The organism is Leisingera coralii (assembly GCF_049056525.1).
Classification (GTDB): Bacteria; Pseudomonadota; Alphaproteobacteria; order Rhodobacterales; family Rhodobacteraceae; genus Leisingera; species Leisingera coralii.
The window spans coordinates 14637-40039 of record NZ_JBHUPT010000067.1 but is presented as its reverse complement, the minus strand read 5'-3'; the positions used below and the strand labels follow the sequence as shown (position 1 = coordinate 40039).

General features: G+C 64.5%; 23 protein-coding genes. 9 read left to right on the top strand and 14 right to left on the bottom strand.

Translation table 11 applies throughout. The features are described 5' to 3' along the window. From ACFMBG_RS19810 to ACFMBG_RS19785, 6 genes are all read left to right on the top strand, one after another. A partial coding sequence (locus ACFMBG_RS19810) for an NAD(P)(+) transhydrogenase (Re/Si-specific) subunit beta (protein ID WP_421056401.1) occupies positions 1 to 496 on the top strand: 496 nt, incomplete at its 5' end. A 25-nt stretch (positions 497 to 521) separates the two neighbouring features. Then, positions 522 to 1841, top strand: coding sequence for an omega-aminotransferase AptA (aptA, locus tag ACFMBG_RS19805; protein WP_421056400.1), 1320 nt, complete (start codon positions 522 to 524; stop codon positions 1839 to 1841). Positions 1842 to 1903: 62 nt separating this feature from the next. Continuing rightward, positions 1904 to 3154 carry a Zn-dependent hydrolase gene (locus ACFMBG_RS19800; protein ID WP_421056399.1) on the top strand — a complete coding sequence of 417 codons (1251 nt, stop codon included), beginning with the start codon at positions 1904 to 1906 and terminating at the stop codon, positions 3152 to 3154. Between the two features lie 5 nt (positions 3155 to 3159). Beyond that, positions 3160 to 4620, top strand: a complete 1461-nt coding sequence (gene hydA / locus ACFMBG_RS19795; RefSeq protein ID WP_421056398.1) for a dihydropyrimidinase — start codon at positions 3160 to 3162, stop codon at positions 4618 to 4620. A 94-nt stretch (positions 4621 to 4714) separates the two neighbouring features. Next, positions 4715 to 6205: an NCS1 family nucleobase:cation symporter-1 gene (locus tag ACFMBG_RS19790; protein WP_421056397.1), complete on the top strand. Its 1491-nt coding sequence runs from the start codon at positions 4715 to 4717 to the stop codon at positions 6203 to 6205. Positions 6206 to 6263: 58 nt separating this feature from the next. Next, a complete protein-coding gene (locus tag ACFMBG_RS19785) occupies positions 6264 to 6557 on the top strand; it encodes a DUF1330 domain-containing protein (RefSeq protein WP_421056396.1) in 294 nt (97 codons plus the stop codon). Positions 6558 to 6670: 113 nt separating this feature from the next. Here the strand turns inward: ACFMBG_RS19785 and ACFMBG_RS19780 are convergent, their stop codons facing one another. The 11 genes from ACFMBG_RS19780 to ACFMBG_RS19730 all read right to left on the bottom strand — a co-directional run bounded on the left by ACFMBG_RS19780 (position 6671) and on the right by ACFMBG_RS19730 (position 15687). Beyond that, positions 6671 to 7783, bottom strand: coding sequence for an alpha-hydroxy acid oxidase (locus tag ACFMBG_RS19780; protein ID WP_421056395.1), 1113 nt, complete (start codon positions 7781 to 7783; stop codon positions 6671 to 6673). Further along, positions 7783 to 8337 (bottom strand): sulfopyruvate decarboxylase subunit beta, encoded by a 555-nt coding sequence (gene comE, locus ACFMBG_RS19775; protein WP_421056394.1) that lies wholly within the window; start codon positions 8335 to 8337, stop codon positions 7783 to 7785. The genes ACFMBG_RS19780 and comE overlap by 1 nt, the downstream gene beginning before the upstream one ends. After that, positions 8334 to 8840: a sulfopyruvate decarboxylase subunit alpha gene (gene comD / locus ACFMBG_RS19770; RefSeq protein WP_421056393.1), complete on the bottom strand. Its 507-nt coding sequence runs from the start codon at positions 8838 to 8840 to the stop codon at positions 8334 to 8336. Before comD ends, comE begins: the two co-directional genes overlap by 4 nt. A 36-nt stretch (positions 8841 to 8876) precedes the next feature. Then, positions 8877 to 9287, bottom strand: coding sequence for a universal stress protein (locus ACFMBG_RS19765; protein WP_421056392.1), 411 nt, complete (start codon positions 9285 to 9287; stop codon positions 8877 to 8879). Between the two features lie 30 nt (positions 9288 to 9317). Then, complete coding sequence (locus tag ACFMBG_RS19760; protein WP_421056391.1) at positions 9318 to 10298, bottom strand: alcohol dehydrogenase catalytic domain-containing protein; 981 nt, start codon at positions 10296 to 10298, stop codon at positions 9318 to 9320. Beyond that, positions 10295 to 11056, bottom strand: a complete 762-nt coding sequence (locus ACFMBG_RS19755; protein ID WP_421056390.1) for an SDR family NAD(P)-dependent oxidoreductase — start codon at positions 11054 to 11056, stop codon at positions 10295 to 10297. Before ACFMBG_RS19755 ends, ACFMBG_RS19760 begins: the two co-directional genes overlap by 4 nt. Next, on the bottom strand, positions 11049 to 12356 hold the full coding sequence (gene hisD, locus ACFMBG_RS19750) for a histidinol dehydrogenase (RefSeq protein ID WP_421056389.1): 1308 nt from the start codon (positions 12354 to 12356) through the stop codon (positions 11049 to 11051). Before hisD ends, ACFMBG_RS19755 begins: the two co-directional genes overlap by 8 nt. Positions 12357 to 12367: 11 nt before the next feature. Next, positions 12368 to 13696 carry a TRAP transporter large permease gene (locus tag ACFMBG_RS19745; RefSeq protein ID WP_421056388.1) on the bottom strand — a complete coding sequence of 443 codons (1329 nt, stop codon included), beginning with the start codon at positions 13694 to 13696 and terminating at the stop codon, positions 12368 to 12370. 11 nt (positions 13697 to 13707) lie between these two features. Continuing rightward, positions 13708 to 14220 carry a TRAP transporter small permease gene (locus tag ACFMBG_RS19740; RefSeq protein ID WP_421056387.1) on the bottom strand — a complete coding sequence of 171 codons (513 nt, stop codon included), beginning with the start codon at positions 14218 to 14220 and terminating at the stop codon, positions 13708 to 13710. Between the two features lie 112 nt (positions 14221 to 14332). Further along, positions 14333 to 15478, bottom strand: coding sequence for a TRAP transporter substrate-binding protein (locus ACFMBG_RS19735; protein WP_421056386.1), 1146 nt, complete (start codon positions 15476 to 15478; stop codon positions 14333 to 14335). A gap of 23 nt (positions 15479 to 15501) precedes the next feature. Then, the gene (locus ACFMBG_RS19730) at positions 15502 to 15687 is read right to left on the bottom strand and encodes a hypothetical protein (protein ID WP_421056385.1); all 186 of its coding nucleotides are present in this window, start codon (positions 15685 to 15687) and stop codon (positions 15502 to 15504) included. A gap of 131 nt (positions 15688 to 15818) precedes the next feature. Here ACFMBG_RS19730 and ACFMBG_RS19725 point away from each other — a divergent pair, with 131 nt between their 5' ends. Next, positions 15819 to 16847, top strand: coding sequence for a LacI family DNA-binding transcriptional regulator (locus tag ACFMBG_RS19725; RefSeq protein ID WP_421056384.1), 1029 nt, complete (start codon positions 15819 to 15821; stop codon positions 16845 to 16847). A gap of 126 nt (positions 16848 to 16973) precedes the next feature. Here ACFMBG_RS19725 and ACFMBG_RS19720 read toward each other — a convergent pair whose 3' ends face one another. Together ACFMBG_RS19720 and ACFMBG_RS19715 are read right to left on the bottom strand one after the other, a co-directional pair. Beyond that, entirely contained in the window at positions 16974 to 19382 is a 2409-nt protein-coding gene (locus ACFMBG_RS19720; protein ID WP_421056383.1) for a YbcC family protein, read from the bottom strand. A 13-nt stretch (positions 19383 to 19395) separates the two neighbouring features. Then, entirely contained in the window at positions 19396 to 20946 is a 1551-nt protein-coding gene (locus tag ACFMBG_RS19715; RefSeq protein WP_421056382.1) for a proton-conducting transporter transmembrane domain-containing protein, read from the bottom strand. Positions 20947 to 21061: 115 nt separating this feature from the next. Here ACFMBG_RS19715 and ACFMBG_RS19710 point away from each other — a divergent pair, with 115 nt between their 5' ends. Beyond that, on the top strand, positions 21062 to 21952 hold the full coding sequence (locus tag ACFMBG_RS19710) for a LysR family transcriptional regulator (RefSeq protein ID WP_421056381.1): 891 nt from the start codon (positions 21062 to 21064) through the stop codon (positions 21950 to 21952). Between the two features lie 284 nt (positions 21953 to 22236). Next, positions 22237 to 25029, top strand: coding sequence for a bifunctional aconitate hydratase 2/2-methylisocitrate dehydratase (locus tag ACFMBG_RS19705; protein WP_421056380.1), 2793 nt, complete (start codon positions 22237 to 22239; stop codon positions 25027 to 25029). Positions 25030 to 25177: 148 nt separating this feature from the next. Here the strand turns inward: ACFMBG_RS19705 and ACFMBG_RS19700 are convergent, their stop codons facing one another. Then, a complete protein-coding gene (locus ACFMBG_RS19700) occupies positions 25178 to 25390 on the bottom strand; it encodes a hypothetical protein (protein ID WP_421056379.1) in 213 nt (70 codons plus the stop codon). Positions 25391 to 25403 lie beyond the last annotated feature (13 nt).

Sequence of the window (25403 nt, the reverse complement as noted above, 5' to 3'; positions counted from 1 at the left end):
GGCGGCGCTGGAGGAGGCCGACAGCGTGGTGATCATCCCCGGCTACGGCATGGCGGTGGCGCAGGCGCAGCAGAATGTGGCCGAACTGACCCGCCGCCTGCGCGCCAAGGGCAAGGACGTGCGCTTCGCCATCCACCCGGTTGCCGGCCGCCTGCCGGGCCACATGAACGTGCTGCTGGCGGAGGCTAAGGTGCCCTACGACATCGTGCTGGAGATGGACGAGATCAACGAGGACTTCCCGGCCACCGACGTGGCGATCGTGATCGGCTCCAACGACATCGTGAACCCTGCGGCGCAGGAGGATCCCAACTCGCCGATCGCCGGCATGCCGGTGCTGGAGTGCTGGAAGGCAAAACAGGTCTTCGTCTCCAAACGCGGCCAAGGCACCGGCTACTCCGGCATCGAGAACCCCCTGTTCTTCAAGGAAAACACCCGCATGTTCTACGGCGACGCAAAGCAAAGCCTCGATACGCTGCTGAACCAGATTGCGGCCTGAACACTCTCAAGAAAAGGATTTGGATATGACGACTGATCCAAAACGTGCAAACGCCATGGATGCCTATTGGATGCCCTTCACGGCCAACCGGCATTTCAAGCAAAACCCGCGCATGGTCGCTGCCGCTGAGGGCATGTATTACACCACCACCGACGGGCGGAAGGTGATGGACGGCACCGCGGGCCTGTGGTGCGTCAATGCAGGCCACGCCGCGCCGCGTATCACCGAGGCGGTGCAGAAGCAGGTCACCGAACTGGACTACGCGCCCGCCTTCCAGATGGGCCACCCCAAGGCGTTTGAACTGGCCGCGCGGCTGGCGGATCTGGCGCCGGGCGACTTGAACCATGTGTTCTTCACCAACTCCGGCTCGGAATCGGTGGAGACCGCGCTGAAGATCGCGCTGGCCTATCACAAGGCCAAGGGCGAGCAAGGCCGCACCCGGCTGATCGGCCGCGAGAAGGGCTATCACGGGGTGAACTTCGGCGGCATCTCGGTCGGTGGCATCGTCAACAACCGCCGCCATTTCGGCAGCCTGCTGACTGGGGTCGATCACCTGCGCCACACCCATGATCCGGAGCGCAACGCCTATACCAAGGGCCAGCCGCAGCATGGCGCGGAGCTGGCAGAGGACCTGGTGCGGCTGATCGAGCTGCACGGTGCCGAAACCATCGCCGCGGTGATCGTTGAGCCGATGGCCGGGTCCGCCGGGGTGATCCTGCCGCCCAAGGGCTATTTGCAGCGGCTGCGCGAGATCACCCGCGAACATGGCATTCTGCTGATCTTTGACGAGGTGATCACCGCCTATGGCCGTCTGGGCCGCGCGTTTGGCGCCGACTACTACGGCGTCGAGCCGGACATGATCACCACCGCCAAGGGTCTGACCAACGGTGTGATCCCGATGGGCGCCGTGATGATCAGCAGTGAAATTCACGATGCATTCATGACCGGCCCCGAGCACATGATCGAGCTGTTCCATGGCTATACCTACTCGGGCAACCCGGTGGCCTGCGCCGCGGCGCTGGCGGCGCTCGACACCTACCGCGAGGAGGAACTGTTCGAGCGCGCGGCGGGGCTGGAGGACTATTGGACCGAAGCGCTGTTCAGCCTCAAGGGGCTGCCGCATGTGGTTGACATCCGCTGCTCTGGCCTGGTCGGTGCGGTGGAGCTGGAGCCGGTTGCGGGTCAGCCGACCAAGCGGGCGTTCGAGACCTATCTCAGGGCCTGGGACAAGGGCGCGCATCTGCGCACCACCGGCGACATCATCGCCATGTCGCCGCCGCTGATCATCGAGAAACAGGAAATCGACGAGCTGGTCGGCATTCTGGCCGAGTCGCTCATCGCATGAGGACCTGCCCCTGCGCCGCGGCCCATGGGTGCGCGGGGCAGGGGCAGAACAGGGAGAGAGATATGAAAGACGTGCAAAGCAACGCCCGCATCAATGGCAGCCGCCTGTGGGACACGCTGATGGAGATGGCGCAGAAGGGCCCCGGCCTGCGCGGCGGCTGCAACCGCCAGACGCTCACCGATGCGGACAAGGAAGGCCGCGACCTGTTCAAGCGCTGGTGTGAAGAGTCCGGCATGACGGTCGGCGTGGACAGCATGGGCAACATGTTTGCCCGCCTTGAAGGCGCTGAGCCGGATCTGGATCCGGTTATGATGGGCAGCCACCTGGACACCCAGCCCACGGGCGGCAAATACGATGGTGTTCTTGGCGTGCTGGCGGGGCTTGAGGTCGTGCGCTCGATCCGCGACCAGGGTCTGCGCACCCGCCGCCCCATCGTGGTGGTGAACTGGACAAACGAGGAAGGCACCCGCTTTGCCCCTGCGATGCTGTCCTCCGGCGTCTTTGCGGGCGTCCACACCCAGGACTGGGCCTATGCCCGCGAGGATGCGGAAGGCAAGAAATTCGGCGAGGAACTGGCCCGCATCGGCTACGTGGGCGACGAGCCGGTGGGCAACCGCAAGATGCATGCGATGTTCGAGCTGCATATCGAGCAGGGCCCCATTCTGGAAGCCGAGGGCAAGGACATTGGCGTTGTCACTCACGGCCAGGGCCTGAACTGGCTGCAGGTGACGCTGACCGGGCAGGAGGCGCATACCGGCTCCACCCCGATGCCGATGCGCCGCAATGCAGGGCTGGGGGCTGCGCGGATCACCGATCTGGTGCATGAGATCGCGATGAGCCATCAGCCGGACGCGGTCGGTGCCGTGGGCCACTGCGACTACTACCCTAACAGCCGCAACATCGTGCCGGGCAAAGTTGTCTTCACCATCGACTTCCGCTCGCCCAGCTTTGACACTCAGGAGGACATGGAGCGCCGCCTGCGCGAGGGTGCCGCCAAGATCGCCGGGGAGCTGGAACTGGGCCTGGAAATCGAGCAGGTGGGCCATTTCGACCCCGTCACCTTCGACGAAAACTGCGTCTCCGCCGTGCGCCGCGCGGCCGAGCAGCTGGGCTATTCGCACCGCAACATCATCTCCGGCGCCGGCCATGACGCCTGCTGGATCAACAAGGTGGCGCCGACCGCCATGGTGATGTGCCCCTGTGTCGACGGCCTCAGCCACAACGAAGACGAGGAAATCACCCGTGAGTGGGCCGCGGCAGGGACGGATGTGCTGCTGCACGCCGTGCTGGAAACCGCAGAAGTCGTGGAGTGAAGACAATGACACAGCGAACCGTGATCAAGGGCGGCACCATCGTTGCCGCCGACCGCAGTTATGCCGCAGATGTCGCCATCGAGGATGGCAAAATCGTGCAGATCGGCACCGGCCTGAACGGCGACAAGGTGCTGGACGCCGAGGGCTGCTATGTGATGCCGGGCGGTATCGACCCGCATGTGCATCTGGAAATGCCTTTCATGGGCACCCATTCGGCGGACGACTTCGAATCCGGCACCCGCGCGGGCCTCGCTGGCGGCACCACCATGGTGGTGGACTTCTGCCTGCCGAGCCCCGGCCAGTCGATGCTGGAGGCGCTGGAAGCCTGGCACACCAAGTCGAAACGCGCCTGCGCCGACTATTCTTTCCACATGGCAGTGACCTGGTGGAGCGAGCAGGTGTTTAACGAGATGAGCCAAGTGGTGGACCTCGGCATCAACTCCTTCAAGCACTTCATGGCCTACAAGGGCGCGCTGATGGTGGATGATGATGAGCTGTTCGACAGCTTCCGCCGCTGCGCCGCGCTTGGCGCGCTGCCGATGGTGCATGCGGAAAACGGCGACGTGGTGGCCACCATGCAGCAGAAGCTGCTGGCCGACGGCATCCGCGGACCGGAAGGCCACGGCCTGTCGCGCCCGCCGGAGGTTGAGGGCGAGGCCACCAACCGGGCCATCATGATTGCCGACATGGCGGGCGTGCCGCTCTATGTCGTGCATACCTCCTGCGAGCAGGCGCATGAGGCGATCCGCCGGGCGCGCCAGAAGGGCATGCGCGTCTTTGGCGAGCCGCTGATCCAGCACCTGGTGCTGGACGAAAGCGAATACCGCAACCCGAACTGGGACCACGCCGCGCAGCGGGTGATGTCGCCGCCGTTCCGCGACAAGGCGCACCAGGACAGCCTGTGGGCGGGCCTTCAGGCAGGCTCTTTGCAGGTGGTTGCCACCGACCACTGCGCCTTTACCGTGGATCAGAAACGCACCGGCATCGATGATTTCACCAAGATCCCGAACGGCACCGGCGGCCTTGAGGACCGGATGCCGGTGCTGTGGAGCGAGGGCGTCAACACCGGGCGGCTGACACCGAACGAGTTTGTGGCCGTGACCTCCACCAACATCGCCAAGATCCTCAACATCTACCCGCGCAAGGGCGCGATTGTGGAAGGTTCCGACGCCGACCTGGTGGTGTGGGATCCGAAGAAGTCCAAGACGATCTCGCCCGAAACCCAGCAGTCGGTGGTGGAATACAACGTCTTCGCAGGCCGCGAGGTGACCGGCCTGCCGCGCTATACCCTCAGCCGCGGCGAAGTAGCGGTGGACGACGGCACCGTCTGCGCCACGCCGGGACACGGGCGTTTTGTCGAACGGCCCGCATTCCCAGAGGTCAACAAGGCGCTGTCCAAGTGGAAAGAGGTCACCGCGCCGCGCCAGGTTGTGCGCTCGGCTGAAAACATGCCGGCCTGCGTCTGATCATGGTCCCCGGCGCAGGCCGGGGGCATTTGCATGTGCTGCCTGCCGCAGAAGCAGTCAGCAACAAAGCCAAAAAACAGGGAGGAAACTGAAAATGGCTGATATAACAAGCGGATATTCCGCGCCCGGCGCCGAGGCGCCGCCGCGGGTGGATCTGACCGGGATCGACCCCGAACTCTATAACGAAGACCAGCTGCCGACGACGGCAGCGGAACGCACCTGGGACTGGCTGGCCATTGCCGCGCTTTGGGTCGGCATGGTGGTGTGCATCCCGACCTATCTGCTGGCGTCCTACCTGATCGGCTCCGGCATGAGCTGGGATCAGGCGGTGCTGACCATTCTGGCGGCCAACGCCATCGTGCTGATCCCGATGGTGCTGGTGGGCCATGCCGGCACCAAATACGGCATCCCCTTCCCGGTGCTGCTGCGCTCCTCCTTCGGGCCGACCGGCGCCAAGATCCCGGCGGTGGCCCGCGGCATCGTTGCCTGCGGCTGGTTCGGCATTCAGACCTGGGTCGGCGGCTCGGCGATCTTCGTGATCCTGAACACGCTCACTGGCGGCGCGCTGGCCGGTGAGGCGCTGCCGGTGCTGGGTATCAGCGCGGGCGAGTTCATCTGCTTCCTCGCCTTCTGGGCGCTGCATCTCTACTTCATCAAGAACGGCACCGAGTCGATCCGCTGGCTGGAGACCTATGCGGCTCCGTTCCTGCTGGCGATGGGCCTGGCGCTGCTGGCCTGGGCCTATGTCAACGCCGGCGGCTTTGGCGAGATGCTGTCGACCCCCAGCGCCTTTGATCCGGGCCAGCCGCAGGAAGGCCAGTTCTGGGTGGTGTTCTGGCCGAGCCTGACCGGCATGATCGGCTTCTGGGCGACGCTGGCGCTGAACATCCCCGACTTCACCCGCCACGCCAAGAGCCAGAAGGACCAGCTGCTGGGCCAGATGGTCGGCCTGCCGATCCCGATGGCGCTGTTTGCCTTCATCGCCTCCGCCGTGACCTCGGCCACCGTGGTGATCTACGGCGAGGCGATCTGGGATCCGATCCAGCTCTCCGAGAAAATGGGCGGATTTTCGGTGATCATCGCGCTGTTTGCGCTGATCGTGGCGACGCTGACCACCAACCTGGCGGCCAACGTGGTGGCGCCTGCACACGGGTTCTCGAACCTGGCGCCGAGCAAGATCAACCTCAAGCGCGGCGGCTACATCACCGCGGGCATCGGCATCGCCATGTTCCCCTGGATCCTGGTGAACCACATCATCGGCTGGCTGATCGCCTATTCGGCGCTGCTGGGTCCGATCGCGGGCGTGATGCTGGCGGACTACTACCTGCTGCGCAAGACCAGGCTGGAAGTGGCCGACCTGTTCAAGATGAACGGCATCTATTCCGGCAGCAACGGCACCAACTGGGCCGGCGTCTGGGCACTGGTGATCGGCATCCTGCCGAACCTGCCGGGCTTCCTGGCCGGTGTTGGCATCACTGCGGGCACTTCGGACTTCTTTGCCACGATCTATACCTACGCGTGGTTCGTCGGTCTGTTCGTCGCCGGTGCCGCCTATCTGGTACTGTCGAAGATCCTGAACAAGTGACCTTTGGCCGGGGCGGTGCCTGCCGCCCCGGTTTCCCCTTCAGACAAGCGGAGCCCGCATGCCCAAAGCCTATTGGATTGCCCACGTCACCGTGACCAACCCCGACCCTTACAAGAACTACGCCGAAGGCGCGACGGAGGCGTTCAAGAAGTTCGGCGCCCGCGTGCTGGCCCGCGGCGGCGCCTGCGAGCAGATGGAAGGCGACGGCCATCCGCGCAATGTGGTGATCGAGTTCGATTCGATGGAGGCGGCGCTCAGCTGCTACAACTCGCCGGAATACCAGGCCGCCAAGGCGCACCGTGAAGGCGCCGGCATCGCCAATATCGTGATTGTCGAAGGCACGCCCGGCTGACGCGGCCCGCGCCAGCGCCAAGTGCTTGCCGCCTTTCGCAAAGGGATTGGGCGGTAAGCTGCCGGGCAAGGCGTTGTTTTACGGCGTAAATTCTGCCGCCAGGCCGTGCGCCGCTATGACCGTCCCTGAAAGTTGTCAGCTGACAATGACGTCAATCCGGTTTGCGCCATGGCGATGCTTAGCTCTTCGCTCAGGGCCTCCCACAGCTGTTCCAGCCCTGCTTCACCCCCTGCCGCAATTGCGAATTGCAGGATCCGCCCGAGAAAGGTGAAATCCGCCCCGGCTGACAGCGCCTTGAGGACGTCCTCGCCTGACCGGATGCCGCTGTCGTAGAAAACCGGGAACTTCGGCCCTACCGCCGCCCGGATTTTCGTGAGCATGTCTATCGGGGCCGGCGCCGCTTCCAGCTGCCGGGCGCCGTGGCTGGAGACCTGGATCGCATCAACGCCCGCCGAAACCAGGGCGCGGGAGTCTTGGACGTCCAGCACGCCCTTCACCACCAGCTTGCCGGGCCAGAGATCCCGCAGCCGGGCCAGCGTGTCCCAAGTGGCGCGCGCGCGGCTTTCGGTGCGGTCGAAGTCATAGCCCTCCATCTCGAAATTCGCCATCACCGGCTTGCCCTTGAACAGGGTGGTCAGCGACCAGCGCGGGTGCAGGGCAAAGTCGAGGAACTGCCACGGGCCGATGCGGAACGGCATCTTGAAGCCGTGGCGCAGTTCGCGCGGGCGGCGGCCGACTTCGGGCACATCGGCCGTGAGCACCAGGGTTTGATAGCCGGCTGCGCGGGCGCGCTCGGCCAGCTTGAATGTGCCAGTGCCGTCACCGCTGAAATAGAGCTGGAACCACGCGTAGCCCTCCGCCGCCTCCAGAATGGCTTCCAAGGGGGTCGAGGCGACGGTGGAAACTCCGTGCGGCACCCGGTAGCGCGCCGCCAGCCGGGCCAGCATCAGGTCGGCGCCTGGGGCCGACAGGTTGCACATGCCCATCGGAGCAATTCCGAAGGGCCGGTCTGCCCCGGCGCCAAAGATCCGGGTGGCGAGCGACCGCTGGCTGACATCCCGCAGGATGCGGGGCTGCAGGGTAATGGCATCAAGGGCGGCGCGGTTGCGCGCCGCCCCCGTTTCCTGCCCGGCGGCGCCGTCGATGTAGTCAAACACCATCCAGGGCAGCCGCCGCCGGGCCAGGCGGCGGGCATCCTCGGCGGAATGGATGGCGCCTTCGCCCATCAGCTGGCCACAGCCTTCATGAAGCGGTCGCGGATCACCACCGGGTCCATCGTGATCACCGGCATCTTGGCGTTGCCGCTGTCGCATTTGACCACCAGCACGGTGGCTTCGCCGCTGGCCAGCGCCTCCTCCAGAGCGGGCCCGGTGTCCTTGTCCTGCACCTCCACCACCCGGGCGCAGCCGGCGGCGCGGGCCATGCCCGCCAGATCGGTGCGCTGGCTGGTATAGGTCGGCTGGTCGCCGGTGGAGCCATAGGATCCGTTGTCGACGATCATCAGGATGTAATTGGAGGGCGCGTTGTTGCCGATGGTGGGCAGGGTGCCGAGATTGGTGAGGATCGAGCCGTCACCGTCGATCACGATCACCGGTTTCGGCTGTGCCAGCGCCAGCCCCAGCCCGATGGAGGAGGCAAGCCCCATGGTGCCCAGCATGTAGAAATTGGTGGGCTGGTCGTCAATCGCGTGCAGTTCCTGTGACGGAATGCCGATGTTGCAGACCACCAGCTGGTCCCGCAGGATGGGCGCGATCTCTTTCAGGATTTCAGAACGGATCATTGGTCGCCATAGCCTCCCCAGAAGTTGGCGTCGGTCAGGATGGCAACGGGTTTGTTGCACATGAAGGTGTATTTCAGGATGTTGTCCAGCTCCTCGACATCCTTCTGCCAGTGGAAGTGGAAGGTCGGGATGTTGAGCTGGGCCAGCAGCGCCTTGGTATGCACTGCCATCTCCACCTGGCAGGCCACCGGCTCGCGCAGTTCGCCGCGGTAGGAGATCAGCATCGGCAGCGGCATCCGGTAGTATTGGGTCAGCGTTGCCAGCGTGTTGATCGTCACGCCGATGGCGGTGTTCTGCATGATGATGGCCGGGCGCTTGCCGCCCATCCAGGCGCCGGCGCAGAGCCCCATGCCCTCGTCCTCCTTGTTGGAGGGGATGTGGAAGATGTCGTCGCGCTGATCGATCTCCTCGATCACACCGGCCAGCTGTTTGCAGGGCACGGTCGTGACGAATGAGACGCCGTTGGCGGCCATATCGTCAGCGATCCTTTTGTCTATGTTCATGGTTGGTAGCCTTTGCTTCGGGTGTCGTGTTCTGGGTCAGGCGGTCCGGCAGACGTGGACTGCACACGGGGCGTGGCGAACCACGCGGGCAGCTGTCGAACCAAGGAAAAAGTCGCTGAGGCCCGGTTTGTGCGAGCCGACGACGATGCAGTCCATGCCGTGTTTCTCCGCGTATTCGACAATGGCGCGGTAGGACCGGCCCTTGACGATCTCTGCAGTCACATTGCCGTGGCCTGCGGTTTTTGCGGCGAGCAGCTGACGGGCCTTGTCCAGGCCCTCCTGCACGGAGTCTTCGTCCAGGTAGGCGGTGACCGAACTGTGCGGCGCCTCGTAGACATGCAGCGCGGTGATCTTCCCGCCCGGGTTGCACAGGGTGGCGGCGGCCTTGAGCGTTGTTCCGGAAACCCCGTGATCCAGGGCCATGGGAACCAGGACTTTGTCATACATGGTTGCTCTCCGTTTGTTTGGCGCGCGGGGTCAGGCCCAGGGGTCGAGGATGATCTTGGGCGCTGCCACCGCTCCGGACCGCAGGTCGCGGAAGGCGGCGGCGCCGTCCGACAGCGGCCGCTGCTCCGTCCAGCCGAGCGGGCCGAGGCGGCCGTCAAAGATCGCCTGGGCGGTGTCGCGGAAATCCTGCGCGGTATAGGTATAGGTGCCGATGAAGGTGATCTCCTGCAGTGTCATGCGGCGGATATCCAGGCCGCCGGTGTCCTCGCCCAGGCCGACATGGGCAATCACCCCGCCGGGCGCGGCGGCCGCGGAGGCGGCTGCACGGGTGGCGGCATAGCCCACGGCATCCACCACCAGCGGCACCATGCCCTGGAACTCGGGAACGGTTTGCTGGCCGCAGCGGTCCGCCAGAAAGGCCCGGCGGGCGGCGTTGGGTTCCTGGATGGTCACATCCTCCACCCCCATTGCCTGCAGCGCCAGCGCAGCCGCCAGCCCGATGGCGCCGCCGCCGATCACCAGCGCGCGGCGCTCCATCGCTGGATGCAGCGCCTCCAGCGCCAGCCGGGCGGCGTGCCAGCTGACGGCCAGCGGTTCGGCCAGCGCGGCCTTTTCCAGCGGGACATCGTCCGGCACGGTCACCAGGTTGCTTTCCGGCATTGCGACGAACTGGGCAAAGGCGCCCTCGCGCGGCGGCATCGAGATGATCTGGCGGCTGGCGCAGAGGTTTTCGCGCCCCGATGCGCAGGCGGCGCAGGTGCCGCAGGTCACCAGCGGGTTGATCGTGACCCTGCGGCCCGCCTGCGGTCCCTCCTCGATCACGCCCGCGGCCTCGTGCCCCAGGATCAGCGGTGCGGGCCTGCGGGCGTCGTGGCCCAGATAGGCGTGCATGTCCGAGCCGCAGATGCCGGAGGCGTGGATGCGGATCAGATGTTCGCCTGCCCGGCCTGCCGCCATCGGCACGTCGCGGAACGCCAGCGCCTCAACCCCTTCATAAACCAAGGCTTTCATTTCGCGGTGAACCCTCCGTCAACCATCAGGACCTGTCCTGTCACAAAAGAAGAGGCCTCTGAGCACAGGAATAGCAGCGGCCCGTCGATATCCTCCAGCCGGCCGTTGCGGCCGATGCAGGTCTGCGCCGCGTTGCGGGCAGCGCGGGCCTCATCCCCGAACACCGCCTGGGTCAGCTCGGTCGGGAAGAACCCTGGTCCGATCGCATTGGCGGTGATGCCAAAGGGCGACCAGGCCTCTGCCATGGCGCGGGTCAGCTGGCCGATGCCGCCCTTGCTGGCGCCATAGGCGATGCCGCCGGGGAAGGCGCGGGTGGTCTGGAGGGAGGCGAAATTGACGATCCGTCCCCAGCCCCGCTCCTTCATCGCAGGCACCAGCGCCTGGCTGAGGAAGAAGGGCGCCGAGAGGTTCAGCGCCAGGGTCTGGTCCCAGCCCTCCGCGGTGACTTCATCCGCGGGCTGCCTCGTGTTGACGCCGGCTGCGTGGATCAGGATGTCCGGCGCCCCGAAGGGGGCCGCGACAGCCTCCCGCAGCGCATCCAGCGCGCTGCGGTCCGCCACATCCGCCACCACATGGGCCGCAGCTGACCCGACCTCCGCGCAGAGGCTTTCCAAAGCCTCCGCCCGGCGGGCCACCGCGACCACCTGCGCCCCGGCAGCGGCCAGTGCGATGGCCGCCCGCCGTCCCAGGCCGGAACTGGCGCCGGTGATGCAGGCGGTGCGGCCTGTCAGATCAAACAGGGTGCGCGGGTCAGCCATTGGCGGTCAGGTCAAAAGTTTCGTCCGGGAAATACTTGGCCAGCCGCACGTCGGCAGCACGGGCGTGGCCCTCCATTCCCTCCAGCCGGGCAATCCGGGCCGTGGCCTCTGCCACCGCCTTGGAGCCTTCGCGGGTGGAGCGTTGCCAGGTGACAATTTTCATGTACTTGTGCACGCTGAGGCCGCCAGTATAGCTGGCCGCGCGGGAGGTCGGCAGCACGTGGTTGGTTCCAGCCGCCTTGTCGCCGTAGGAGACCGTGGTCTCCTCGCCCAGGAACAGCGAGCCGTAGCAGGTGAGCCGTTCCAGCCACCAGTCCAGATCCTCTGCCTGCACGGTCAGGTGCTCGGGCGCGTATTCGTCGGAACAGGCGGCCATGTCCTCGCGGTTTGCGCAGAGGATCACCTCGGCATAGTCGCGCCAGGCCGCAGTGGCGTTCTCGCGGTTCACCTCAGGCAGGTCGTTGATGTAGTCCGGCACCAGCCGCATCACTTCCTCGGCCAGGGTACGGTCGTCGGTCACCAGCCAGACCGGGGAGTTGTAGCCATGCTCTGCCTGGCTCACCAGATCGGTAGCGACGATATGCGCATCCGCCGTGCTGTCGGCCAGGATCAGGCTGTCGGTGGGGCCTGCGATCATGTCGATGCCGACGCGGCCGAACAGGATGCGCTTGGCCTCGGCCACGAACTGGTTGCCGGGGCCGACCAGGATATTCGCCTTGGGCAGGCCAAAGAGGCCGAAGGTCATTGCCGCAACGCCCTGCACGCCGCCCATCGCCATGATCTTGTCAGCGCCGCAGATATGGGCGGCATAGACGATGGCAGGGGCCACGCCGGTGCCGGGTCGCGGCGGCGAGCAGGCGGTGATGTGTTTGCAGCCGGCCACCTTGGCGGTGGTCACGGTCATGATGGCGCTGGCGATATGGCTGTAGCGCCCGCCGGGCACGTAGCAGCCCGCCGCATCCACCGGTATTACCTTTTGCCCGGTGATGAAGCCGGGGGAGATTTCGGTTTCCACATCCTGCATCGTGCTTTTCTGCAGCTCGGCAAAGCGGCGCACATTGTCGTGGGCGAACTGGATATCTGCCTTGAGCTTCTCCGGCACCAGGGCGCAGGCGGCCTCGATCTCCTCGGCTGTCAGCAGCACGTTGCCTTCGTAGCGGTCGAACTTGGCGGCATATTCCAGAGCCTTGGCGTCGCCGCCTGCTTCGATGTCGTCCAGGATGCCCTGCACGATCTTGTGGGTCTCGGAGGCATCCGATTTGGGGGTCAGGGCAGCCTTTTTCAGGTATTCTCGGGTCATTTCAGGGGGTCCTACTTGTAGATATCAGGAAGCAGAGTGGTCGAAATTGGCGGGATGTAGGCGATCAGCAGCACCACGATCAGCATGGTCAGCACGAACGGCACGGCGCGGGCGGCGATCTTGAGGATGGACTCGCCGGTGATGCCGGAGACGACGAACAGGTTCAGTCCCAGCGGCGGGGTGATGAAGCCCACACCCAGCGCGGTGATCATCATGATGCAGAACTGGATCTCGTTCATGCCGATGTTGTCGGCGAGCGGCTTCAGGATCGGCGCCAGGATCACGATGTTGGGCGTCGTCTCCATCACGCAGCCCGCGGCGATCAGGATGCAGATCATCAGGAGGATCAGCAGCGACGGGTCATCGGTCAGCCCGGTCACCGCGGTCACAAAGCCCTGCGGCACACCCATGATCGCCAGCGCCTCTGCCAGCGGGGCGGAGAAGGCGATGATCGGCAGGATCACCCCGTTCACCTTGGCGGAGCTGACCAGCATCGCCGGGAAGTCCGACAGTTTCAGGGTGCCCAGGATGAAGCCCATCAGGATGGTGACGACAACCGCGGTGGCGCCGGCTTCGGTCGGGGTCAGGCGGCCGGAGAAGATGCCGTAAAAGATGATCCCCGGCACGATGAAGGCATACCAGCCCTTCCACAGCGCCGAGCCAAGGTTTGCCAGCCATTCGCCCAGACCCATGTTGCCGCCGCGCTCATAGGTGTAAAGGCGGTTCATGATGATGTTGGTGACCAGGATCGACACCAGGATCGCCAGGCCGGGGATCAGAGCCGCGAGGAACAGGGTGGAGGCGGAGATGCCCAGAACCAGGCCGATGATGATATAGGCGATGGAGGGCGGGATCAGGATGCCGGTGCAGGCACCCGCCGCCACCAGCGCGCAGGCATAGGGGCGCGGGTAGCCGCTTTCGACCAGCCGGTTGATGGTCATGCGGCCGACCGCTGCGGCGCCGGCGGCGTCAGAGCCGGAGATCGCCGCGAACATGCCGCAGACCAGCACCGTGGCAGATCCGAAGCCGCCGCGTGTCCAGCAGGTCAGCGCCTCCGCCACATCGAGGAATTTCTTGCTGAGCCCGGTGCGCACCAGCACGTCGCCGGTCAGGATGAACAAGGGCACCGCGGTCAGCGCAAAGGCGTCGATGCCGGTGAACAGGCTTTCGCCGATGGCGCTGAGCGGCAGGTCGCCAGACATCACCAGCATGGTGATGGCTGCTGCGCCGATGGCCGCCCAGACCGGCACCGCCAGCGCGATCAGCGCCACGAACATGATCACCGGCAGGTAAAAGTCCCAGCCCAGTTCGACAGTCTGATTGAGTGTGTTCCAAAGCATCCCTCAACCCCTCAATCAAACAGCTTGTCGCCTTCAAAGACGGGGGTGCCGTCGCGAAGGCTGCGGAAGTCGCGCAGGAAGGATTGCAGCAGGCGCCAGATCATCAGGGCAAAACCGGCCGGGACCGCCATCAGGAACCACACCATGGAAATGCGCAGCCCGTGGCTGACCGATCCGAATTTGGCGGAGACCAGCACCGTCTCGAACGACCAGTAGAGCGCCACCAGGGCAACGATGAACATCACCAGATCGCCCAGGATGTAGATCAGCGCCTTGGTGCGTGTCCCCAGGTAGTGCAGGATCACGTCGATCCGGATATGGGCGCGCTCCTTGACCGCCGCCGCAGCACCGATCCAGGCAAGGTAGATAAAGGAATAGCGGACGATCTCCTCGCCCCAGATCGACGAAAAGGCAAACAGTTCGCGCCGGATCACCTCGATCGCCATGGTGATGACCAGCATCACGTAGAACACCAGGAGCAGCCAGCGCTCCGCGTTCTTGTCTATCTTTCGCAGGATTTTCATCGCTATTCCCGGGGTTCAGGCACACCCCCGCAGTCAGCCCGGCGGGCTGCTGCAGAAGCGGCGGTTTCGGTAGCGGGCGGCCGCCGGTGTCCGGCACGCGCCCCTGCAGCGTTCAGGCGTCGTGGACGTAGTATTTGCCTTGGGTGCCTGCGGCTTCTTCCAGCTTGGCGAAATTCTCCATCGAGCCTGCCAGCTCGGTCTTGAAGGAATCCCATTCGCTGCGCTGATAGCCGCCGGCCTCTTGCCACTCACCCAGCTGATCACCGCTGAGCGTGTGGAATTCGACACCCGCCTTGGTCAGTTCGGCCATTGCATAGGCGCGGGCCGAGGGCACCTTGGACAGGTTCTGATGCGCGGTCATTTCCGAGCCCCACATCACACCCTCCTGCACGTCGGCAGGCAACGCGTTGAACCATTCCAGGTTGCAGGAATAGACCTGGCTGTCCGGTACCGCCTGGGTAAAGGTCACATGGCTTAGGATGTCCTTGAAACCAAAGACATAAAGCGCCCCGACTGACGGGTCGAGCGCATCCGCCACGCCCTGCTTGATCGCCGAGGGTGTCTCGCCCCAGGCCACCGGCGTCGGGTTGGCGCCGACCATGCGGTAATACTGCTGCAGCATCTTGGATCCCGGCACCCGGAATTTCACACCCGCCATGTCACTGGGTGACAGCACCGCGTTGCCGCCCTTGCGCACCGCCACCACGCGGGGGTCGATGTTGACATAGAACAGCGCCTTGAAGCCGGCGGCCTCCACCTTGGGATGCACCTCGGCCTTCCAGAAATCCGAGTTCACCAGATTGGTGAAGCGCTGGTTGGAGCCGCAGAGATAGGGCATGTTGATCAGGTCAACGGTGGAGGCGAAGGGGGCGAAGTTCGACAGCGAATGCTGCGCAGCCTGGATGGTCCCGCCTTGAACTTTTTGCACCAGCGCGCCGCCCGCGCCCAGCTGGCCGCCGGGGGCCAGCTTGACGTAGATCTTGCCGTTGGTGGCATTCTGGATGTTTTCCTTCAGGTCCAGCTGCATGATCGGATAGCTGCGCGACGCGCCCAGAACATAGGCGGTGGCCACGGTCATGATATGCTCCGCCGCGCGCTCGCGCTCTTTCTCTTCCTTGGCGGTCTGTGCAGCGGCCTCTGATGACCACAGCACGCCGCCTGCACCCGCCACCAGCGCCGCGGTGAAAGAGCCGGTCGAGGCCAGTTTCAGAAAGTTGCGGCGCTCAGCAGATTTGAGGCCATCCTTACCATTCGTCATTTTCTTCCTCCCTTGGAAATCCGTCAGCTGCCGTTCTTTTTCTTGTGGTCAGCCTCGCGCTTGAGGATCGCGGCCACGAACAGGATCGAGGCCGCAAACAGAACCAGCATCTCTCCGACATCACTCAGGAAGCCGCCGCCGCCAAATGCGCCCAGGGCGACATTGGCAAAGAACACTGCAAAGACGGCAACGGCGGCGAAGAGAAACATCGGTAGATTCCGTTTTTTGATCCCAACTCCATTTGTAAGCGCTTACATCAATAATGCAAGCGCTTACATGGGCGGATGGCAACGGCCGCGTTTTGTGCTAAGACAGGGGGCAATGGAATGGCAGGCGTGACATGGGAAAAACCCGCTCAGCTCCGACACTTAACGATGTTGCACGGGAGGCCGGGGTTTCGACCGCGACGGTATCGCGCTGCCTGAATTCCCCGGAACGGGTGATCGAATCGACCCGCCAGCGGGTCATGCAGGCGGTCGAATCACTGGGCTACACGCCGAATTTCGCAGCCCGGGTGATGGCGGCGAAGCGCAGCTTCACCATCGGTGCCATCATCCCGACCATGGACAATGCCATCTTTGCCCGCGGCCTGCAGGCCTTTCAGGACCAGCTGCGCGAGGACGGCTATACGCTGCTGGTGTCCAGCTCGGCCTACGATCCCGAGGCTGAACGCGAGCAGATCCGCACCCTGGTTGCCCGCGGCGCCGACGGGCTGCTGCTGATCGGGCACGAACGCGACCCGCAGATCTACGAGTATCTTGACCGGCATCAGGTCCCTTCGCTGGTCGCCTGGTCCTACGCGCCGGACGCGCGGCGGCCCTCTGTCGGCTTCAGCAATGCCGGTGCCATGCGCGAGCTGGCGGACAGCGTCCTTGCGGCCGGCCACCGGCGGATCGGGATGATCTCCGGCCTAACCGAGGGCAACGACCGGGCGCTGAGCCGGGTGGAAGGCGTCAGGGAGGCGCTGCAGGCAGCCGGTCTCGGGGAAGGTGCCCTGACGCTGATCGAAACCCCGTATGAAATCGACAAGGGGGCGGAGGCCTTCCGCCAGCTGATGGCGCTGGAGCCGCGGCCGACAGTGGTGATGTGCGGCAACGACGTGTTGGCGGCGGGGGCATTGCGCGAAGCGAAGAGGATGGGAATTCCGGTGCCGGAGCAGGTCTCGGTGACGGGGTTCGACGACATCGAACTGGCCGGAATTGTCAGCCCGGAGCTGACCACCGTTCATGTTCCGCACCGCGAGATGGGCCGCAAGGCCGCCCGCGAGCTGGTTGCGATGGTCGAAGGCAAGTCAGCAGGGCAGCCGGTCTGCATCAGCACGCACGTTGTGGTGCGGCAGTCGCTGAGTGCACCGCCTGTCCAGTCATGAAAATGCCGGGAGCAGCTTTTTAAGCACGTGAAAGGTGCCTAGCAAGCGTTGTCATCGCGCGTTTGAAAACCGGCAAGAGCACTTGCCGGTTTCCTTTGCTCACCTGAAGCCAGCCGCCGGCCGCGGTTACTCCGCGGCGACTGCGCGGTCGCCGTGATCTGCCGCCTTGAACGGCGACCAGGCCAGATCGCCGTCATACCGCCAGGCCAGCTTGCCCTCGTCATCCATGGCGATCAGAGCCAGCCAGCGGTTGTCGAACAGCTCCCTGACCTTGGCGTGGCGCTTCAGGATATCGGTCATGGCTTCACGCGGGGCTTCAATGACGACGCACAGGCGCAGCGGATCATGCTGGAAGCCGTCTCCGTCATGCACGGACTGCCAGGGCAGGCCAGGGCGCAGCGCGCCGCCGTTGCCTTCGAGCACACCAATGCCGCCCGCAACGTTGTGCAGCAGCTTGTTGCCGCCGCCAAACAGCGCCGGCGCCACGGTGGAGCCGTAGTACTGCAGGCTGATCCAGCTGGCGACCTGCACCGGGGCCGTCATGATCAGCTCCAGCACGCCAAAACCCTTATCGGCCTGCCAGTCGTAGTTGTGCAGGAAGGTGTTGCCGGACAGGTCTGCCCCCTCCGTCCGCTGGCGCGGCGCGACGATGAGCGCCTGGCAGCCGGCCAGGCCCCATTCGGGACGCAGCTCGGCCCAGTCGCTTGCCCGGCGGGCAATGTCCGCCTCGCGCTTGGCCCGGGGCAGCCGGATCGCGCGTTCGGTGCGGGCCAGCCGCCCGGCGTCCTCCAGCCAGCGTTTCAGCCTCGCGACATCCACCTTCCAGCCCTGGCCCGGCAGGTCCTGGTCATAGAGTGTTACCGCATCGGTGGTGGTGTGGTGCAGGGCCGGAAGGAACAACGTGTCGGCGGGGATGCTGATCCCTTCATCACGCAGGCCGTCCCGCACTTGGGCGTCGTTCAGCAGGCCGGCCAGCAGGCGCGCGTTCACGTCGCCGGCGTGGCCGCCGCACGCGCCGCACTGCAGGGCGCTTTCATGCGGGTTGTTGGTCACATCGGCGCCGTGCCCTGCCAGCATCACGATCCGCGCGAAATTGCCGGTCAGGGACATCGCGCTGAGGACGGATTTTGCCATGCCGATGCGGGTCTCCAGCCCGATTTCCGGGTCAAGCTGCGGTGCCGGATCGGTGCTGGCGCCCGCGGTGTGGCCCAGCGAGTCCCGCAGCAGCTTGCTGACGTAGAGCGGGCCGGTGGCCTCGACAAAGGCGAAAGAGGAGACCGCCGCCAGTTTGAACCGGCCCCAGGCGCGTTTGGCCCGCGCCGCATAGCGGCGCTGCTGATCGCTTGTGTCCGGCTCAGCGGCCTTGGATTTCACACCGGCCTGCAGCAAGACCGGGCCGCGGGACTCGATCACGTCCGAACCAGCGGCCTGATGCGCGCTGGCCAGGCCAAAGAAGCCCGCAAACCCGATGGTTTCGATCCCGGCATCCTGTGCTTCCAGCATCCGGCGGAAGACCTCGGAGCGCACATCGATGCAGAAGGCGGCCTGCACCGCCGGGCGCCCCTCAGTCCGGCGCGGCTGCCGTGTGTCCAGGACATTGGCTAGCTTGCGCTGCTGCGCCCGCTCGGCGGCGTCCTGAAGCACCGCGTCGATGACAAGATCCCGGCTGGGGGTGACGGGCATTTCATGCTGTGCGGCAACCTCTGCCCAACGCCCGGCAATCTCGTCCTTGTAGAGATGGAACAGCGCCTCGTCGAACACCATCCGGATCGCCAGCAGCTCAGCCGCGGTGTTGTCCGCCTGGCCGTCCAGTTCCGCCTGCCACAGCAGATAGCGTGCGTACTGAGCCCAGCCGCCCAGGGTGATCAGCCACCTGTGGTATGCGGTGCCAGCGGCTTCGGCCGACACACCGAGGGCTTCGGACGCCCGCCCGATCGCCCGCCAGTGGGACCGGTTGGTGGCGGCAACAAAGGCACCGAAGCCCTTGAGCCCATGGATTTCCGGGGTCAGATCGCGGGAAGCGAATTCACGCCAGGCGCTGAACGCCCCGCCGGTGCGGTTGGGCTGCCACAGGGCCTGCCCCTGGTCGAAATGGCTGGACGCCCAGGCGCCGATGCGCTCCTCGATCAGGCCGGGCCAATCGATGCCGGACACATCTGCCGCCAGCTCCGCCACCGTCGGCAGTGCGCTCAGCGGGGCGCTTTCGGTCCGGAGCGCGTCCTTGACGTCTTGCAGGTCCGGCTGGCCAAAGCGGCCTTCGGCACTGGCCAGGGCGTCGCGCAGGTCCTCTTCCCCCATTTCTCCGGCGTCGAATTTGGCGGCCCAGTGCGCGCGCTCCGGTGTGATCCGGGTGCCCGCGACACGCGCCATGCGCGCTGCCGCCACCGCCAGGGGTTCACCGGTCTGGCCGAGGAAGGGGTTGACCGCAACGCTGGAGGACAGCGGGAACAGCGGCGGGATCGCTTTCACGGCCTTGTTCGCCTCGGCGACAAGTTCCAGCAGGGCAGCAGGGTAGGTTTCGTGCTTGGTAAACATGTCTTGCTCCGTTTCAGGCGGTTTTCCGGTTCGACCAGCCGTCCAGCAGCTTGTCGAAGATCGCGTTTGCATAAAGCCCGCTGGACAGATGCACGCGCAGGCCGGCGGCGGCGGGGTGCGTAGCCCAGAGCGGGAAGGTTGCCTGCGCCACGGCCACCGCGCCAAAGCTGATCAGCGCCAGAACGATCAGCGCCCATTCCAGCGGACCCGGGGCGGGGGCCGGCGGCAGCGTGCCTGCGGTCATGTACTGGGCCAGCGATTGCAGCAGGAAGTAGCTGACCGAAGTTGCGGAGGCATAGATCACGGTGCGGCGGGTCAGCGCGCCGGGGGCCGCATCGGCAAAGCCCTGCGCCAGAATGTAGGCGACGCCGAAGATCAGGATCACGCCCAGGGCGATGGCCTGAACCGACTTGCCGTCAAAGCCGAACACCGCTCCGATCAGTCCGTACATCACGATGCCGATGGCAAAGGCCTGCAGCACGTTGCGGGCGCTTGGCACCGCGACCGGGCCCGGACGGCGGATGGCGGCAACATTGCGGACCGCCTCGCCCGCGCTGAGGAAGGCGTGCGCTTTATACAGCGAATGCGCCACGATGTGCAGCAGCGCCAGCGGGAACAGCGCCAGGCCGCACTGCATGACCATGAAGCCCATCTGCGCAATGGTGGACCAGGCCAGCGAGGTCTTGACCGCGGCCTGGGTCAGCATGACCAGCCCGCCGAACAGCGCCGTGAACCCGCCCAGCATCACCAGCAGCGCCATCACGCCCGGCGCGGCCAGCATCACATCGGCGAACCGGATCAGCAGGAAGCCGCCGGCATTGATGACGCCCGCATGCAGCAGGGCCGAGACCGGGGTAGGGGCCTCCATCACTTCGGTCAGCCAGCCGTGGACCGGGAACTGCGCCGAGGCCAGCACCGCAGCCAGGGCGATCAGCAGAGTAGCAGAGGCCGTTGCCGGGCCGGGCTGCGCGGCGGCCAGGATCGTGGAGATGTCGGATGTGCCGTAGGTCAGGACCAGCAGCAGCACTGCGCATGCCAGCGCGAATTCGCTTGCCCGGGCAACAAACGCCTTCTTGCGCGCGGCGCGGCGGGCGGTTGTGCGTTCCGGGTAGAACAGGAGCAGGCGGTTGAGCAGAAGGCTGGTTGCCACCCAGGCTGCCAGCAGCTGGATGAGGTTGCCTGACATCACCAGCAGCAGAACCGCGGCCAGGGTGGCTGACATCCAGCCGGTAAACGCGCCTTGGCGCGCTTCGCCATCCATGTAGGTGGCCGAGTAGCGCATGACGATCCAGCCGATGAAGCTCACCAGCACCAGCATCGTGGCGCTGACCGCGTCCAGCCGGACAGAAATTCCTGTACCCCACAGGCCGATCAGTGCAGACGTTCCCGGTCCCTCAACAAGAAGCAGACTGGCTGCAGCTGCCGAAACGGCAAGGGCGGCAAGCGCTGCCCATTCAGCCAGCTTGGGTAGCAGGCCCGGGCGGCGGCCGGGATGCTGGCGCGCATAGGCCGCTGTTGCCAGCAGGATGAGCGGGCTCAGAAGTGGCAGAAACAGGTAACTCATGGTTCAATTTCCTCGGTCTCAGCAGGCGGAATCGCTCTCCCGACGGAAATAGGGCAAGAGATTAGTTGTAAAAAATACATTGTTTATTTGTTTACGTTCTAATAAATAGAACTATATGCCGCTGAACTATCACCACCTGCGCTATTTCTGGGCTGTTGCGCACGACGGGAACCTGACCCGTACGGCGCAGCAGCTGAACTTGTCGCAGTCTGCTTTGTCCGTTCAAATCAAGCAGTTGGAAGAAAGGCTCGGGCATGCGCTGTTCGCACGCCGCGGCAGGCAATTGCATCTGACCGAGGCGGGCCGGATCGCCCTGGACCATGCCGACGCGATTTTCACCACCGGGCAGGAGCTTGTCGCCACATTGCAGGAGACAGGCCGCACCCGTCAGGCGTTGCGCGTGGGGGCGCTGGCCACCTTGTCGCGCAATTTCCAGACCGGCTTCCTGCGGCCGATTCTGGGGCGGACGGATGTGGAGGTGATCCTGCGGTCCGGCAGCCCTACCGAACTGCTGGAGGGGCTGGGGACCCTCAATCTCGATCTGGTGCTGATGAACCGGGAGCCGCCGGGCGACAGCCTGGCCCCTTATGAAACCCATCAGATTGCCGAGCAAGCCGTCAGCATTGTCGGCTCCCCGGAACGGTTCAACCCGGACTGTCCCATCAAGGAACTGCTTGGCGCGCACCCGTTCATTCTGCCCACCACCGACAACACCGTGCGCACGGCATTCGATGCCATGGCCAGCCGGCTGTCGGTGCGCCCGCAGGTGGCCGCAGAAGTGGATGACATGGCGATGATGCGCCTGCTGGCGCGGGAAAACATCGGTCTGGCGCTGGTGGCGCCGATTGTGGTCCAGGATGAATTGACCTCCGGCCGTTTGGTGGAAGCCAAGGAGCATCCGAAGATCAAGGAGACGTTTTACGCCATCACCCTGCGGCGCCGGTTTCCCAACCCGATCGTGCAGGAGCTATTGGCGAGCAGTTTCGATCCGGCGCCGATGCCTTGACCCTATCCCCCGGCACCTCTGCGTGGTTTCGTCACGTTTGAAAAAATGCTTCAATCTGGCAAATACGCGCCGGATGCCGCGACGCGAGGCTGGCGCTGTGCCAGTTGCCAAGCCCGGTATCGCAGCACCCGCGCAAGCAAGTGGGGCAACTTGCCACTGATCGCCATATTGCAATCCGGGATCTTTTCGTATACCGCGGCATACAAATAGCATCCCGGGGTTCGCCGGCTACGGCCGGGGCCCGGGGCGCGAGCTCCTTTTAACGCTTACTCGCCGGGACAGCCATGAGCCTTTACACAGACTACCTGAATGAGATCGAAACGCGCAAAGAGCAGGGTTTGAACCCCAAGCCCATCGACGACGGCGCTCTGGTTGAAGAGCTCATCGCTCAGATCAAGGAGAGCGGCAACGCCCACCGCGACGATTCCCTGAACTATCTGATCTACAACACGCTGCCCGGCACCACGAGCGCGGCCGGCGTCAAGGCGAAGTTCCTGAAAGAGATCATCCTGGGCGAAGCCGATGTTCCGGAAATCTCCACCGCTTTTGCCTTTGAACTGCTGTCCCACATGAAGGGCGGCCCGTCGGTTGAGGTTCTGCTGGATCTGGCGCTTGGCGATGATGCTGAGGTGGCCGGGCAAGCTGCCGAAGTGCTTAAAACGCAGGTCTTCCTGTATGAGGCAGATACGGACCGCCTGAAGGAAGCTTTCGCAGCCGGCAATGGTATCGCCAAGGACATCCTTGAAAGCTACGCCAAGGCCGAGTTCTTCACCAAGCTCCCGGACATTGACGAAAACATCGAGGTGGTTACCTATGTCGCCGCCGAAGGCGATATCTCCACTGACCTGCTGTCCCCCGGCAACCAGGCGCACTCCCGCTCGGACCGGGAATTGCACGGTAAATGCCTGATCTCCGAAAAGGCGCAGCAGGAAATCGAGGCGCTGAAGCTGCAGCACCCGGGCAAACGCGTGATGCTGGTTGCTGAAAAGGGCACCATGGGCGTGGGATCCTCCCGCATGTCCGGCGTCAACAACGTCGCGCTGTGGACCGGCAAGCAGGCCAGCCCCTATGTGCCGTTCGTGAACATCGCACCGGTTGTGGCAGGCACCAATGGCATCTCCCCGATCTTCCTGACCACCGTCGGTGTCACCGGCGGCATCGGGCTCGACCTGAAGAACTGGGTCAAGAAAACGGACTCCGATGGCAATCCGATCCTGAACAACGACGGCAACCCGATCCTGGAGCAGAAATACTCCGTCGAAACGGGCACCGTTCTGTCGATCAACACCAAGACCAAGAAGCTCTGCAGCGCTGACAGCGGCGAAGAGCTGGCAGATGTCTCCTCTGCCTTCACCCCGCAGAAGGTCGAATTCATGAAGGCCGGCGGCTCCTATGCCATCGTGTTCGGCAAGAAGCTGCAGAGCTTTGCTGCCGAGACCCTGGGCGTCGAGCCGGCGCCGGTCTTTGCACCGTCCAAGGTCGTCTCGCACGAAGGCCAGGGCCTGACGGCGGTGGAGAAGATCTTCAACAAGAACGCTGTTGGCGTGGCCGGGGACACGGTGCTGCACGCAGGCTCCGATGCCCGCGTCAAGGTCAACATCGTGGGCTCGCAGGACACCACCGGCCTGATGACCGCGCAGGAACTGGAATCGATGGCCGCGACCGTCATCTCGCCGACCGTGGACGGCGCCTATCAGTCCGGCTGCCACACCGCCTCCGTCTGGGATCTGAAGGCGCAGGCCAACATCCCCAAGCTCATGAAATTCATGAACAAGTTCGGCCTGATCACGGCGCGGGACCCGAAAGGGGTATATCACTCGATGACCGACGTGATCCACAAGGTGCTGAACGACATCACCGTGGATGACTGGGACATCATCATCGGCGGCGACAGCCATACCCGTATGTCCAAGGGCGTGGCCTTTGGCGCCGACTCCGGCACCGTGGCGCTGGCGCTGGCAACCGGCGAGGCGACCATGCCGATCCCGGAGTCGGTCAAGGTGACGTTCAAGGGCAAGATGGCGGATCACATGGACTTCCGCGACGTGGTGCACGCCACCCAGGCGCAGATGCTGCAACAGCACGGCGACAACGTCTTCCAGGGCCGCGTGATCGAAGTGCACATCGGTACCCTGCTGGCCGACCAGGCCTTCACCTTCACCGACTGGACCGCAGAGATGAAGGCGAAGGCCTCGATCTGCATCTCCAACGACGACACGCTGGTGGGCTCGCTGGAGCTGGCCAAGTCGCGCATCCAGGTGATGATCGACAAGGGCATGGAAAACGAGGCCGGCACGCTGCAAGGGCTGATCGACAAGGCCGACAAGCGCATCGCCGAGATCAAGTCCGGCGAGAAGCCGGCCCTGGCTCCGGATGAAAATGCCAAGTATTTCGCCGAAGTCGTCGTTGACCTGGACGCAATCGACGAGCCGATGATTGCGGACCCCGATGTGAACAACGCCGATGTGTCCAAGCGCTACACCCACGACACCATCCGTCCCGTTTCCTACTATGGCGGGGACAAGAAGGTCGACCTGGGCTTTGTCGGCTCCTGCATGGTGCATAAGGGCGACATGAAAATCGTCGCGCAGATGCTGAAGAACCTGGAGAAGAAATCCGGCAAGGTCGCGTTCAACGCGCCCCTGGTTGTGGCGGCGCCGACCTACAACATCATCGACGAACTGAAAGAAGAGGGCGACTGGGAAATCCTGCAGCGTTATTCCGGCTTTGAGTTCGATGACCTGATGCCGAAAAGCACGGCCCGCACGGAATACGAGAATATCCTGTATCTGGAGCGTCCGGGCTGCAACCTCTGCATGGGCAACCAGGAGAAGGCCGCGAAAGGCGATACGGTTCTGGCCACGTCCACACGCCTGTTCCAGGGGCGGGTCGTGGAAGATTCGGCAGACAAGAAGGGCGAGTCCCTGCTGGCCTCGACGCCGGTTGTTGTCCTGTCTGCTATCCTCGGCCGAACCCCCAGCATGGATGAATACAAGGAAGCCGTGGAAGGGATCGACCTGACCAAATTCGCGCCGCCGCTGGAAAAGCCGGCTGCGTCGCGGTCGGCTCATTTCTGACCGCAGCTGACAGCACCTTCACCACCGGGCAGGCAATATTGCCGGCCCGGTGGCCCTGCAGGCCGGGTTCTGTCTCCTTGGCCGGGGCGTAGTTCAACCCGGCGTCTGCCCGGCGGTCGTCCCGCAGCCTGACGTTCACCTGGCCAGTTCAGACAATGTCCTGTTTTTGCCAGAGGCCCTCACACTCATGGTTTATGTTGTGAATACGGGGCAAACGCAGCATGCGGGCTTTCTTCAGATATTGAATGCTTTCCGGCCTTTCAGCGGCCGCTCCCAGCCGTATTAACACAAGCCCGCCTCTGGCGTGTGCTGCCTGTTTGCTGGCCGCAGTTCTCCATTTCCTCAGCATTCCTTCGGTCATGTGCCACTTTGCC

What these genes read in the sequence shown, in the direction of transcription:
- aptA (WP_421056400.1), top strand. Translation starts at nt 522, where the DNA reads ATGACGACTGATCCAAAACGTGCAAACGCCATGGATGCCTATTGGATG.
- ACFMBG_RS19800 (WP_421056399.1), top strand. Translation starts at nt 1,904, where the DNA reads ATGAAAGACGTGCAAAGCAACGCCCGCATCAATGGCAGCCGCCTGTGG.
- hydA (WP_421056398.1), top strand. Translation starts at nt 3,160, where the DNA reads ATGACACAGCGAACCGTGATCAAGGGCGGCACCATCGTTGCCGCCGAC.
- ACFMBG_RS19790 (WP_421056397.1), top strand. Translation starts at nt 4,715, where the DNA reads ATGGCTGATATAACAAGCGGATATTCCGCGCCCGGCGCCGAGGCGCCG.
- ACFMBG_RS19785 (WP_421056396.1), top strand. Translation starts at nt 6,264, where the DNA reads ATGCCCAAAGCCTATTGGATTGCCCACGTCACCGTGACCAACCCCGAC.
- ACFMBG_RS19780 (WP_421056395.1), bottom strand. Translation starts at nt 7,783, where the DNA reads ATGGGCGAAGGCGCCATCCATTCCGCCGAGGATGCCCGCCGCCTGGCC.
- comE (WP_421056394.1), bottom strand. Translation starts at nt 8,337, where the DNA reads ATGATCCGTTCTGAAATCCTGAAAGAGATCGCGCCCATCCTGCGGGAC.
- comD (WP_421056393.1), bottom strand. Translation starts at nt 8,840, where the DNA reads ATGAACATAGACAAAAGGATCGCTGACGATATGGCCGCCAACGGCGTC.
- ACFMBG_RS19765 (WP_421056392.1), bottom strand. Translation starts at nt 9,287, where the DNA reads ATGTATGACAAAGTCCTGGTTCCCATGGCCCTGGATCACGGGGTTTCC.
- ACFMBG_RS19760 (WP_421056391.1), bottom strand. Translation starts at nt 10,298, where the DNA reads ATGAAAGCCTTGGTTTATGAAGGGGTTGAGGCGCTGGCGTTCCGCGAC.
- ACFMBG_RS19755 (WP_421056390.1), bottom strand. Translation starts at nt 11,056, where the DNA reads ATGGCTGACCCGCGCACCCTGTTTGATCTGACAGGCCGCACCGCCTGC.
- hisD (WP_421056389.1), bottom strand. Translation starts at nt 12,356, where the DNA reads ATGACCCGAGAATACCTGAAAAAGGCTGCCCTGACCCCCAAATCGGAT.
- ACFMBG_RS19745 (WP_421056388.1), bottom strand. Translation starts at nt 13,696, where the DNA reads ATGCTTTGGAACACACTCAATCAGACTGTCGAACTGGGCTGGGACTTT.
- ACFMBG_RS19740 (WP_421056387.1), bottom strand. Translation starts at nt 14,220, where the DNA reads ATGAAAATCCTGCGAAAGATAGACAAGAACGCGGAGCGCTGGCTGCTC.
- ACFMBG_RS19735 (WP_421056386.1), bottom strand. Translation starts at nt 15,478, where the DNA reads ATGACGAATGGTAAGGATGGCCTCAAATCTGCTGAGCGCCGCAACTTT.
- ACFMBG_RS19730 (WP_421056385.1), bottom strand. Translation starts at nt 15,687, where the DNA reads ATGTTTCTCTTCGCCGCCGTTGCCGTCTTTGCAGTGTTCTTTGCCAAT.
- ACFMBG_RS19725 (WP_421056384.1), top strand. Translation starts at nt 15,819, where the DNA reads ATGGGAAAAACCCGCTCAGCTCCGACACTTAACGATGTTGCACGGGAG.
- ACFMBG_RS19720 (WP_421056383.1), bottom strand. Translation starts at nt 19,382, where the DNA reads ATGTTTACCAAGCACGAAACCTACCCTGCTGCCCTGCTGGAACTTGTC.
- ACFMBG_RS19715 (WP_421056382.1), bottom strand. Translation starts at nt 20,946, where the DNA reads ATGAGTTACCTGTTTCTGCCACTTCTGAGCCCGCTCATCCTGCTGGCA.
- ACFMBG_RS19710 (WP_421056381.1), top strand. Translation starts at nt 21,062, where the DNA reads ATGCCGCTGAACTATCACCACCTGCGCTATTTCTGGGCTGTTGCGCAC.
- ACFMBG_RS19705 (WP_421056380.1), top strand. Translation starts at nt 22,237, where the DNA reads ATGAGCCTTTACACAGACTACCTGAATGAGATCGAAACGCGCAAAGAG.
- ACFMBG_RS19700 (WP_421056379.1), bottom strand. Translation starts at nt 25,390, where the DNA reads ATGACCGAAGGAATGCTGAGGAAATGGAGAACTGCGGCCAGCAAACAG.